Genomic DNA, 13,006 nt, shown 5'->3' with positions numbered 1-13,006 from the left:
TACCCGATAATGAAAGATTTAGAGAAAGAGAACTTCCTAGATATGGGAGAGGACGAGGAAGCGTATCCCTTTGGGATAGAAACAGACGAGAAGACTTACAGATATCAATGTTTGGAGTGTGGATTTGAAGAAGATGTACCTAGGTTTATTATTGATGAATTTATTGAAGATGACTTTTTTGCTTCTGGTTGTGATATTGAGAATTTTGAAGTAAAAATGCCTATACTTATATGTCCAAAATGTAATGGTGAATTAGTTTCAAAAAATACAGATGAGTAGCTCTGCTACTCATCTGAGAGTATCACGAAGTGATATTTTGTTCTTATATAAATGTAAGAAAATTTTTTTAAAATTAATAAGGATATATAGTATAATTAAAGCATGAGATATAATAGTATGAGGTGATGATTGTGGATAAGATATTAAATGTTATACTAGAGAAGATTACATCAATGGAATCTAAATTCGAGGAAAGATTCGATAGACTAGAAAGTAAGGTAGATAGATTAGAAGAAAGATTTGATGGACTAGAAAGTAAGGTAGATAAATTAGAAGAAAGATTTGATGGATTAGAAAGTAAGGTAGATAAATTAGAAGAAGAATTTAGTAGAATGAGTAAAAAATTAGATGCTACATTTGATCAAGTAGCTAATTTAACAGAATTTAAAGTTGATACGGAACAAAATTTTCAAGATATAAAAGATACTCTAAAATTTGTGCTTCATAAAGAAATAGAAACTGAAAAAGAAATATATACATTAAAACAAATTAATACCAAAGCAAATAATGGCTAAACCACTTTTTAAAGTGGTTTTTTGCTTACTAGGAAATTGTAGTATTTTCAACTTGTAGATAACGTTGATGAAATTACTACAGCATCAATTATTTTAAGCAACGGAATCGATAGATTCGTTGGTGACATGAGCCATGCGTTAGCATGAAGCGAATTTTTGTTGAATTTTATAAATTTCGACAATTTTTAATGTTTAAAAACTAACAATACTGTGGACTTTTGCTAATAATCATCCACAATTAAAATATAGTAATATAAGTTATTCACAGAATTATACACATTATCCACAAGTGATTATTTAAATTATCCACTGAATTTATAATTAACTATCCACATGAAATCTTGAAAAATTTACCTAATATAATGTATAATAACAGTAATATAATAAACAAAATTTAACTACAAAAAATTGTTTTAATAAATTGTTAGTGGGTAAAATATAATTAAACAAATGTAAAAAAGTCTTTATTACAAAAAATGCTCTTATAATATTAACTAAGTTGAATACATAGATTAAATTAAAAACTTTTCTGTAATTTTCTATGTATTATAAATTTAATTACTTTCAGTAGCGAAAGGGGATGGCTTTATGAAATTAACTATAATTGGAAAAAACATTGAATTAACAGAGGGAATAAAATTAACAGTAGAAGAAAAATTGACAAAAATAAAAAAATATTTTAATGATGATATAGATGTTAGAGCAACTGTTAGAGCTAAGAAAAATAGACAAACAATAGAGGTTACAATTATACCTATAAGTGGGAATATAATAAGAGCAGAAGATTCTCAAGAAAATTTATATGCTGCTATAGATGTAGTTGTAGATAAATTAAGTAAGCAACTTAGAAAATATAAAACTAAATTGATAAATAAACATCATGACAGTAATAGTATAAGATTTGAAAATATAGATGATATAGCTGATAATCAAGATAGTGAAATTAAAATAGTAAGAAGAAAGAAATTTGGATTTAAGCCAATGAGTGAAGAAGAAGCAATACTTCAAATGGAATTACTTGGACATAACTTTTTTGTATTTACAAATTCTGAAACTGATGAAATGAATGTAGTTTATAAGCGTAAGTCTGGAGATTACGGTATAATAGAACAGGAATAATATAAAAATAAAAAGTGGGAATGATTCCCACTTTTTATTTTTGTAATGAATAGGAAGTTATAATCCTTAGCCATGCGATAACAAGAAGCGAATTTTTTTTACAATTTATTTGCGAATAAATGAATTTATATATTTATTAACCTATGTTAAAATATATATTAATGAAATTAATAGGAAAGAGGTAAAATGTATGGGATTTTTAGAGGATATATTTGGTATTGGAGGAAAGCGAGAAATAAAGAAGCTAGAAAAAATGGTTGATAAAATAGATGAAATAGAATCTAAGTTTGAAGGTATGAGTGATGATGAACTTAAAAATATGACAAATGTTTTTAAGGAAAGATTAAAAGGTGGAGAAACTTTAGATAATATACTTGCTGAAGCTTTTGCAGTTGTAAGGGAAGCATCAAAGAGAGTTCTTGGAATGAGGCACTATAGAGTTCAGCTCATTGGTGGTATAGTTCTTCATCAAGGAAGAATTGCTGAGATGAAAACAGGAGAAGGTAAAACATTAGTTGCAACAGCTCCTGTTTATTTAAATGCATTAACAGGAAAGGGAGTTCATGTAATAACAGTAAATGACTATCTTGCAAAGCGTGATAAGGAATGGATGGGAAAATTATATGAATTTTTAGGTCTTTCTGTTGGAGTTATAGTTCATGGACAAAGCCCACAAGAGAGAAAAAAACAATATGATTGTGATATAACTTATGGAACAAACAATGAATTTGGATTTGATTATTTAAAAGATAATATGGTTATATATAAGGATCAAATGGTTCAAAGAGAATTAAATTTTGCAATAGTAGATGAAGTTGACTCAATACTTATTGATGAAGCTAGAACTCCTCTTATAATATCAGGAGCTGGAGATAAATCTACAAGTCTTTATTTTGCAGCAGATCAATTTGTAAGAATGTTAAAAAATGAAGTTGACTTTACAGTAGATGAAAAAGCAAACTCAGTAGCATTAACAGAAGAAGGTATAGAAAAAGGTGAAAAATTCTTTGGAGTAGAAAATCTAACAGATATGTCTAATATGGAAACCTACCATCATATAAACCAAGCTCTAAAAGCTCATAATCAAATGAAAAGAGATGTGGATTATGTGGTTAAGGATGGAGAAGTAGTTATAGTTGATGAGTTCACTGGAAGACTTATGTTTGGTAGAAGGTATTCTGATGGATTACATCAAGCTATAGAGGCAAAAGAAGGGTTAAAGGTTCAAAGAGAGTCAAAAACACTTGCTACAATAACATTTCAAAATTATTTTAGAATGTATAAAAAAATATCAGGTATGACAGGTACAGCTAAAACTGAAGAAGAAGAATTTAGATCTATATATGGTATGGATGTAGTGCAAATACCTACTAATAAACCTATTCAAAGACAAGATTTACCTGATGCTATATACAGGACTGTTGAAGGTAAATTTAGAGCAGTAGTAAGAGAAATAGAAGAGAGATATAAAAATAATCAGCCTGTACTTGTTGGTACTATATCTATAGAAAACTCAGAAAAAATTTCAGCTATGCTAAAGAAAAAAGGAATACGTCATGAAGTGCTTAATGCAAAGCATCATGAAAAAGAAGCAGAAATAGTATCGCAAGCAGGTAAGTCTGGAGCTGTAACTATAGCAACTAACATGGCAGGTCGTGGTACAGATATAATTTTAGGAGGAAATCCTGAATTTTTAGCTAAAAAAGAGCTTAAGAAAAAAGGATATAGTGATTATGTTTTATCAATGGTTACATCTCCTATAGATATAGATGATGAAGAAATAAGATCAGCTAAAGAAGAATATAATAGAATATATAGTGAAATTAAAAAGATTACAGATAAAGAGCAACAAAAAGTTCTAGAAGCTGGAGGTCTTTGTATAATAGGTACTGAAAGACATGAATCTAGAAGGATAGATAATCAGCTAAGGGGTCGTGCTGGACGTCAAGGAGATCCAGGAATTTCAAGATTTTATATAAGTCTTGAGGATGATTTAATGAGGCTGTTTGGAAGTGAAAGAATAATGGGGATTGTTGATAAGCTTGGTATGGAAGAGGATATGCCTATAGAGCATAAAATACTTTCAAAATCAATAGAAGGAGCTCAAAAGAAAGTAGAAGGTAAAAACTTCTCTATAAGAAAACATGTTCTTCAATATGATGATGTTATGAATAAGCAAAGAGAAATTATATATAAAGAAAGAAGAAGTGTTCTTGAAGGAGAGAATATTAAAGATCATATAATGAGCATGATAGAAAAAACAGTTCAAAATGCTATAGATATTTATACGGCAGATGGAACTTATCCAGAAGAATGGGATTTAGAAGGATTAAAGGAACATTTATATTCCATATTCTTACCTAGAGAATCTATAGTATTTGAAAATATAGAAGAACTTGATAGAGATAAGATAAAGAATATAATAATGGATATTGCAATTAAACTATATGATCAAAGAGAAAGCGAAATAGGAAAAGATAGAATGAGAGAAATAGAAAGAGTAATTCTTCTTCAAGTTGTAGATACTAAGTGGATGGATCATATAGATGCCATGGAACAGCTTCGTCAAGGCATAGGACTTAGAGCAATAGGACAGGAAGACCCTGTAAGGGCATATCAATTTGAAGGATTTGATATGTTTGATGAAATGATAAAATCTATACAAGAAGAAACTATTAAATATTTATATAACTTTACTATAGAAGAAAGAATTGAAAGAAAGCAGGTAGTAGATTTAGATACTTTATCTACAGATGGAGAAGAACAAAAAACTGTTGTAAAAGGTGAAAGTGTTGGAAGAAACGAACCTTGTCCTTGCGGAAGTGGCAAAAAATATAAAAAATGCTGTGGTAAAAATATATAGGAGGAAAAAATGCTTAATATTCAAGAATATAACCAAAAAATAGATGAAATGAAAAAATCTATAGAAGAATTGAGGGCTTCTCTTTGACATTTCTAAAATAAAAGAGAAGATACAGACTCAAGAACAAGAAATGAGTAAAGCTAATTTTTGGGAAGATAATGAAAAAGCTCAAAAGCTTCTTCAAAAAAATAAATCCTTAAAAGAAACTATTTTTGAATTTGAAAATCTTGAAAATTCTTTAGAGGATATAAAAGTTTTAATGGAGTTATCACTTGAAGAAGAAGATTTATCACTTGAAAAAGAAGTTAATACTTCTATAGAAGAGTTAAATTCTAATATAGAAAAAATGAAAATAAAAACTCTTTTAAGTGGTGAATATGACAAAAATAATGCTATACTTTCAATACATGCAGGAAGTGGAGGCCTTGATGCTCAAGATTGGGCTAAAATGCTTCTTAGAATGTATACTAGATGGGCAGAAAGCAAAGGATATAAAGCTAGTATACTAGATATTTTATCTGACCCTGAAGCTGGGATAAAAAGTGCAACTATATTAATAGAAGGAACAAATTCATATGGTTATTTGAAAGGAGAAAAAGGGGTTCATAGAATAGTTAGAATTTCTCCTTTTGATACCTCAGGAAAAAGACACACATCCTTTGCTTCAGTAGATGTTATTCCTGAACTTGATGATGATATTGAAGTAGATATAAATCCTAGTGATCTTAAAATAGATACTTATAGAGCATCAGGTGCTGGAGGACAGCATGTAAACAAAACAGAATCAGCTGTTAGAATAACTCATTTACCTACTGGTATAGTAGTACAGTGTCAAAATCAAAGATCTCAGCATTTAAATAAAGATAAAGCTATGAAAATGTTAATGGCAAAATTAATAGAGTTAAAAGAACTTGAGCAAAAAGAAAAGATTGAAGATATTCAAGGAGAGTATTCTCAGATTAGTTGGGGAAGCCAAATAAGATCATATGTATTTCAGCCGTATACCTTAGTGAAGGATCATAGAACCAATGTAGAGGTTGGAAATGTGCAAGGGGTAATGGATGGAAATATAGATATATTTATGAATGAATATTTAAAGTACACAAAAAAATAGGGAAGGGGAAATTTTCCCTTCCTTATTTTTGTTTAAGTGAATTTTACATAAATACATCAAGGAGCATTCCTTTAATTCCATCAAGTTTTTTGATGATTGAAAGTCTGTCAACTTCTTCATTTAAAAATTCTCTTGTAAGTGAACTTAATTCTCTATCAACATTTTTTACAATTCCGTATACTCTATGACGACCTCTTCTATCTAGAAAATTTTCCTTAGAAAAAACATGAGAGTTATTTACGGCTACATTTAAAAATTCTCTAACTAGCTTTTTGTATTCTATTAAATCTTTTAGATAAAGTTTTTCACCTATTTTATCAGATTGTTCTACTATTTTATCATATATATTTTTTAGATGTTCTCTTACTTGTTCAGATTTTATTTTTTCAAATTTAGATTTAAATTCTGTGCGTTTTAATTCTTTTGGCTTTATAGTATTTACGTTATTTTGTTTATTTATATTATTTACTTGATTAATTCCATTCAAATTTTCAGCTCCCTTCTTTTACCGCTTCTATTTTATTTTATCGGCAAAAGAAATGTAACTTTTATGGTATTTATAGATTATTTTGCTATTTTCAATTTAATTATATCATTTGCATTATGAACACTTATAGTTTCTAAATATACAATATCATCTTTTATTGATTTAACATCTCCTTCGACATTAGCAACTCTATGATTAAGTTGATCAAGTAGTGCTTTATGTTCATCAGTTCTGTGTTCTAGTGCTTTAAGAATTTTATGGTCTTCTTTTTGCTGTATTTTTATTAATTCAACATCAGATTTTAATTCGTTGACATCGCTTTTTAATTTGCTAACATCGCTTTTTAATTCGTTGACATCACTTTTTATAGTATTAATATCATTTTGTATATTTCTTAAAATATCGAGTATTTGACTTTCCATTTTATCAACTCCTTTTATATTTTCATATTTATATTTTACCATAGGTATTATTCTAAAAACAGCGATTTTTTGGTAGAAAATTTTTACTTATCTAAAGCAATAAACAAAAAATGTCGATATAAAATACAAATAAAATAAAAAAGGGTGAACCAAATGCTCAATAAAGTTTCTAGTGAGGCTTATAACGTAGTATCTGATGCTTATAGTGCTTTTAATACATCATTTAAAGTTAGAGGAACTTTGATTGAAAATAATGAAAGTGAAGTAAAAATTGATGTTGGAGATAATAAAATTATTCAAGCAAAGCTTAAAGAAAAAATTGATGCTAATGTCGGAGATACAGTGGTAATAGATAAGAAAAAGATAATTAGTTCTAAGGTGGTTGATTCATCAAGTGAAGTTAAAATTACTGAAGATGAAAGAGTAAAGTATTCAGATGTGCTAAAGAAATTGAATATAGAATTAAGTGAAGATAATTTAAATGCCGTAAAAACACTTAATAGCCATGGCATAAAACTGTCTAAAGAAAATATAATGTCTTTTGTTTTTAGTAAAAACTATTTAGATGAAATAGTAGGAAGTCTAGATTATGATAGTGCAGTTAAGCTTTTAGATAAGAATATAGATATTGAGAATGATTCACTTCAAAAAATAGCAGCTGCACTTGATGAAATAAAAAATGAAAAAGAAGGATTTTCTTTTTCGAAGCTTTTTAAAATGAAGAAGGAAGTTACAACAGATGAAGCTGAAGAAATTGCTAAGAAGATATATGGAAGTAAGATGGGAAAAGATATAACAGATATTATAAAGGTGCTGTATAAAAGAAATGTAAGTATTACAAAAAAGAATATAGAAAGAGTAAATGATATATTTTATAAGCTGGATAAGTTATCTGATATAAAAGATGAAACGTTTATAGATACAGTAAAAAATAAGGTGGATGCTACAATAGACAATCTTTATAAAATAAAAAACTTTATCAAAAAAGGAGTAGTTGAAGTTAGTGATAAAATAAGTAGTATTTCTGCTAAAGTATATGAAACTTTTTTACCTAAAGTTAATAAAGTTACAGAAAAAGATCTTAGACTTTTAGAGGAAGATATAAAATTTCTTCTTGAAGATATGAATATGAATGTTGATGATAATATACACTTAGCTAAAAAATTTATAAAAAATGGATTAGAAGTTACAAAAGAAAATATAAAAAATGTTAATGAAATGAAAGAAGCTTTAAGCTATATAACTAAAAATTTAAATAAAGATAAAGCGGCAGCACTTATTAAGTCTAAAATTGATATAGAAAAATTAGACATAAGAGAGCTTGCAAAACAAATAAAAGATATAGGAAATATTCAAACAGATATAAAAGTAGAAGATAAAGAAGTACAAGATATACTTCAAAAAATAGATAATTTAAAAAATATAGGTGAAAAAGATTTATTAACATTACTTAAAAAGGATGTAGATTTTGAAATAAACAAAATAGAAAAAGTTATATTCAAATCAAAAGATACATTAATAAATGATATTAGTAATATGAAAAATCAAAGTAGTAATTTATTAAATTCTTCAATTAACTCTATAAATAAACTTACTCAAATATTTAGTGATATTAAGAATTTAGACTTTAATATATTGTCATTTCAGCTTAAAAATAAAATGCCTATGACATTAAATAATATACACAGTAGTTATTTATTATTAAATAATAAAAATGATAATATAAACAATTTAAATAAAAAGATTAAAATATCAAAAAAACTTGAACCTAAGCATGAAAATATAGTCAAAAAATATGTAAAAGATAATATAAATTTATTTGGGATAAAAAAAGAAGATATAAAAGGATTTGATAAAGCAGTTAGTGTTGCAAAATCACTTATTCAAAACAGTTTAAATCTAAGCAAAATAAATATACAAAGAGTATATGAATCTTATGGTCAGTTTAAATATATAAAAGATAATTTAACTAGTAATATTGTAAAGGATAGTTTAAGTAAAGGTTTAGAAATAGAATATATGAATTTAGATGATTTATCTGAATATGTAAAAGATTTCAAAAACAATATTGATAAGTCGCAAACAAAAATAAACAATTACTTAAAAACATTTACTGATAATATTACCACTATAAATAAGGAAAGAGAAGCTTCTATAGCTTTTATAATGAAAAATAATAGAAGTATGTCTTTAAAAGAAATTAAAAAAACTTCATCATTTTTCAAAAATAAAGACCAAATAGGACATAAAATATCAGATATTGTAAGATTTTTAGAGGGTAGAGAAGATGAAGTATCTAAAAAAAGTATATATAAATTAAAACAAACAGTAAAAAATATTTCAAAAGATGCTAAAGATGGAAAATTAGATCCTAAAAAAGTTTATGAAGATATATCAAATGCTATAAAGGATATGCAAAATAATGTTAATGTTGATGATAAAATAAATAAAGACTTTAATAAAAAATATGAAGATTTAATGGAATCTTTAGAAAGAAGCTATATATTTAATAAAGAGGAAAAAATTCTTCAATTCCCACTATTGATTAATGAACAGTTTTCAAATCTTAACATGTATTTTAGAGACAGAAAAAAATCAGGCAAAAAAATAGATAAAGATGATATGGATGTAGTTTTAAGTTTAAATACAGCTAATATGGGAAATATAAATATTCATTTAGGTGTCAATAAAGATAATGTAAGTATAAAAATGGGAATAAATAATGTTGAAAATAAAAATCACATAGAAAATTATAAAGATTTATTAGAAAATCTTTTAAAGGATATAGGATATAACTTAGATGATATTTCATTTGATGTAGATAATGAAAATATAATTGATATATCACAAGAAAAGGAAGAAGACAGTATAAGTAAAGGATTTTTAGACCTTAAAATTTAGAGGGTGATATGATGAAAAAAGCTGTAGCTCTTAGCTATAATGAAGAAATAAATTATGCTCCAAGAGTGACTGCATCTGGAAAGGGATATGTAGCTGAGAAAATAATAAAAAAAGCTAAAGAAAATAATGTTCCTTTATATAAAGATGATAATTTAACTAATAATCTTATAAATTTAGATTTAGGAAGTGAAATTCCAAGAGAACTATTTGAAATTGTAGCCAAAGTCCTAGTTTTTGTTGAAAATATAGACCAAAAAAAGGGTGAAAAAGAGTAAAGTTTTTAAACTTATAAGTCGATAAAGTAAATGTAATTATTAAAATTGTTAAGGGGGCAATATTTAAATGAGAATTAATCACAATATATCTGCTATGAATGCACATAGATTATTAAATGTTAATAATGCTTTTGCTCAAAAATCTCTTGAAAAACTATCTTCAGGAAAGAGAATAAATAGAGCTGGTGATGATGCTGCTGGTATGGCAATAACAGAAAAAATGAGAGCTCAAATAAACGGACTTAAAATAGCATCAAGAAACTCATTAGATGGGGTATCACTTGTTCAAACAGCAGAGGGTGCCATGGCGGAGATTCATTCTATGCTTCAAAGAATGAGAGAACTTTCAGTTCAAGCTGCAAATGGTACAGCAGCAGACTCTGATAGACAGGCTATACAAGACGAAATAAACCAGTTAACTTCTGAAGTAAATAGAATTGCAAATGGAACAGAATATAATACAAGAAGTATATTAAAAGGAAATGAAGGACCAAATAGTCATGCTTTAGTTCATAGAATGTCTACGGGAAAACCAGCACAATATACAGGTAACGTAGATTTGACATCAGTTAGTGCTGGAGGATTTGATCTCAAAAGTGAGCAATTATCTATATGGATAGATGGAGAAGAAAAGGTAGTTAACTTAACGCAAACAAATAGTTCTACTACATTAGATGACTTTATGGAACTTGTAAATGATGCTTTAGGAGATAGTGCTAAAGCCATTTTGGATAAAAATGGAAGTGTTGAAATAACAACATCATCTATAGGTGGTTTAAGTAAAGTGGAAATAGATGGAAGTGGCGCTGCGGTTAATCTGTTTAACTCAGTTTATGATTCTACACAAGCAACTGGAAAAGCTACACTAGCAGGTGTTGATTTGACAATTAATGCTGGTGCTGATAATAAAGGTAAAAGTGATATTACTATTAAATTTACAGAAGGAGCAGGTGCAGAAACAGCAGTTTGGAATGATAATGTATTAACTATAACATTAGAAACAGATAAAGCAGATTATGCAACATCGGATATAGAAGCATTAATACAAGGAGCAACAACAGGAGCGCCAGCAGGACTAGATATGAGTAAATTTACTGTAACAGGAGCAGGAACAATAGACCTTTCGGGCATTGATTTAGTAGCTACACCTGTAGAATCTAAAATAATAGAAAATCCTACTACAGGAACAGCAGAGAATGCAACAAATACAGCAGAGGGAAGCTTCTATTTTGATGGAGTACCTGAAATAGGTTCAACTATTAAAATAGGAAATGAAACTATAGAATTTTTTGATAGTAGTGTAGCACCATATATAGGATCAAATAGACCTATTGATATATCAGGCAAAACAACTGCTGAAGCTGTTGTAGATGAAATTGTTAATAAATTTGCAACGGGAATAGATGGAGTAACTTTAAGTGAAGATCCTAAGTTTGATTCAGGATTAGGAACATCTAATAATGCTAGGTTAATTGTTAAATTTAATAATCCAGGATTTGATGGTAACTTAGTTTATCTTGAAGGAACTCCTGATGATTTTACAACTAATCTTCAAGTAGGTGCAAATACAGGTCAAGAGTTTCGCCTTCAAATAGGAGATATTCGTGCTAAAAACTTAAAAATAAGTGCAGATAATCCTACAAGAAACCCAGGAGTTAAAGGAGCTTCTTATGTAAAAACAGGAGCAACTGTTACAGACGGAATTTCTTCAAGTATGGTAGAGTATGCAATAGATGTATCAACTGAAGAAAAGGCTTCAGCGGCTATCAAAGTATTTGATAATGCTATAGTTCAAATAGCATCTGAAAGATCAAAGCTTGGAGCTACTCAAAATAGACTTGAGCATACTATTGCAAATCTTGATAATACATCAGAAAACTTAACAGCAGCTATGTCTAGAATAGAAGACACTGACATGGCGCTTGAGATGGCTAACTATCAAAAACTAAATGTACTTCAACAAGCAGGGGTATCTATGCTTGCTCAAGCTAATCAACAACCACAAGCAATCCTTAAATTACTTGGTTAAAAGTGAGGGATAATTTATGATAGAAAAGCAGTACCTAGCAAGTAGAGTAGCAACTGCTAATGAAGCACAACTTGTTGCTATTTTATATGAAGGATTAATAGATACTTTAAAAGAATGTATTAATTACATTGATAGTGATAGAGAAAATTTTAATAAATCAATAAATAAATCTAGAGATATAATATCTGAATTTATAGCTACATTAAAAGGCGGCTCAGAAATTACAAATAATTATAAAAGCTTATATTTATATATAAATAAGCTTATAACTGATGCTGATATAAAAAAAGATAAATCTAAACTTGAAGAAGCAATAAAAATAGTAACTCCTCTTTATGAAGGCTGGAGCGAACTTGGTGAAAAAATATATAAAGAAAACATTGATAAAAATAAAGGTCCTAGATTAGTAGCTGGGATGACATACGGCAAAGGATACGTTAATGATTATGTAGTAAATAGTGAAAATAGATGGGAAAAAGGATAAGGCAAAAAAGCCTCTTGTTATTCTTAAAGAGAATAACAAGAGGCTTTTTTACTCTATAGGATATTATAAATTTTTTAACTTGTGGATAACATTACTAAAAGTACTACAATATCAACTATTTTGAGCAACGGAATCGATAGATTCGTTGGCGACATGAGCCATGCGATAGCATGAAGCGAATTTTTTTATAACGAATAGGAAATTATATTCCTATTTAAATTGTGGATAAATATAAATTCCGTTATGAGTTTTAAGCAACGGAATTCGTTAGAATTCGTTGGCGCCATGAAATTTTAAAAAAGTCTACATTGTAAAATCTTTAGAATAAAGACTTTTTTATAATACTTTAGAACTAATATTCAATAAAATTCAAAAAAAGTATCATACTGGAATTAAATTAGTTTTTTAGCATATAGTTTTTTTGATATAATGACTTTGTAAGAAATTAAAAAGGAGAGGTAGTATGAATATAGAAAAAATACTTCAAGAAGAGTTAAGCTTAAAAGAATTACAGGTTG

The 13,006-nt window shown here is 27.8% G+C and carries 11 protein-coding genes; 9 read left to right on the top strand and 2 right to left on the bottom strand.

The window, feature by feature from the left end; all coding sequences use genetic code 11:
• From BUA77_RS13940 to prfB, 5 genes are all read left to right on the top strand, one after another.
• Nucleotides 1–279 (top strand): hypothetical protein (locus tag BUA77_RS13940; RefSeq protein ID WP_159428980.1); only part of this gene is annotated, 279 nt, incomplete at its 5' end.
• A gap of 131 nt (nucleotides 280–410) precedes the next feature.
• Nucleotides 411–794, top strand: coding sequence for a coiled-coil domain-containing protein (locus BUA77_RS11205; RefSeq protein ID WP_072890226.1), 384 nt, complete (start codon nucleotides 411–413; stop codon nucleotides 792–794).
• Between the two features lie 588 nt (nucleotides 795–1,382).
• A complete protein-coding gene (gene hpf, locus BUA77_RS11200; RefSeq protein ID WP_072890224.1) occupies nucleotides 1,383–1,913 on the top strand; it encodes a ribosome hibernation-promoting factor, HPF/YfiA family in 531 nt (176 codons plus the stop codon).
• Between the two features lie 190 nt (nucleotides 1,914–2,103).
• Nucleotides 2,104–4,776 carry a preprotein translocase subunit SecA gene (gene secA, locus BUA77_RS11195; RefSeq protein WP_072890222.1) on the top strand — a complete coding sequence of 891 codons (2,673 nt, stop codon included), beginning with the start codon at nucleotides 2,104–2,106 and terminating at the stop codon, nucleotides 4,774–4,776.
• Nucleotides 4,777–4,785: 9 nt separating this feature from the next.
• Nucleotides 4,786–5,890 (top strand): peptide chain release factor 2 gene (prfB, locus tag BUA77_RS11190; protein WP_143151354.1). Its coding sequence is split into 2 segments (ribosomal slippage): nucleotides 4,786–4,860 and nucleotides 4,862–5,890, totalling 1,104 coding nucleotides; the frame shifts between segments, so codons are not numbered across the junction.
• A gap of 43 nt (nucleotides 5,891–5,933) precedes the next feature.
• Here prfB and BUA77_RS11185 read toward each other — a convergent pair.
• Entirely contained in the window at nucleotides 5,934–6,377 is a 444-nt protein-coding gene (locus tag BUA77_RS11185) for a YaaR family protein (RefSeq protein ID WP_072890218.1), read from the bottom strand.
• A gap of 77 nt (nucleotides 6,378–6,454) precedes the next feature.
• A complete protein-coding gene (locus tag BUA77_RS11180; RefSeq protein WP_084605736.1) occupies nucleotides 6,455–6,799 on the bottom strand; it encodes a hypothetical protein in 345 nt (114 codons plus the stop codon).
• 153 nt (nucleotides 6,800–6,952) lie between these two features.
• On the opposite strand from BUA77_RS11180, the gene BUA77_RS11175 reads away from it, so the two are divergent.
• From BUA77_RS11175 to fliS, 4 genes are all read left to right on the top strand, one after another.
• Nucleotides 6,953–9,700 carry a DUF6240 domain-containing protein gene (locus BUA77_RS11175; RefSeq protein WP_072890216.1) on the top strand — a complete coding sequence of 916 codons (2,748 nt, stop codon included), beginning with the start codon at nucleotides 6,953–6,955 and terminating at the stop codon, nucleotides 9,698–9,700.
• 11 nt (nucleotides 9,701–9,711) lie between these two features.
• A complete protein-coding gene (locus tag BUA77_RS11170; protein WP_330390099.1) occupies nucleotides 9,712–9,975 on the top strand; it encodes an EscU/YscU/HrcU family type III secretion system export apparatus switch protein in 264 nt (87 codons plus the stop codon).
• A gap of 67 nt (nucleotides 9,976–10,042) precedes the next feature.
• Nucleotides 10,043–12,004, top strand: coding sequence for a flagellin N-terminal helical domain-containing protein (locus BUA77_RS14565; RefSeq protein ID WP_072890212.1), 1,962 nt, complete (start codon nucleotides 10,043–10,045; stop codon nucleotides 12,002–12,004).
• A 16-nt stretch (nucleotides 12,005–12,020) separates the two neighbouring features.
• A complete protein-coding gene (gene fliS, locus BUA77_RS11160; RefSeq protein ID WP_072890210.1) occupies nucleotides 12,021–12,488 on the top strand; it encodes a flagellar export chaperone FliS in 468 nt (155 codons plus the stop codon).
• Nucleotides 12,489–13,006: the final 518 nt, after the last annotated feature.

The sequence above is a fragment of the Tepidibacter formicigenes DSM 15518 genome (assembly GCF_900142235.1).
Lineage (GTDB): Bacteria > Bacillota > Clostridia > Peptostreptococcales > Peptostreptococcaceae > Tepidibacter > Tepidibacter formicigenes.
The sequence above is the reverse complement of the archived record's forward strand: the minus strand, read 5'-3'. Positions and strand labels throughout refer to the sequence as shown.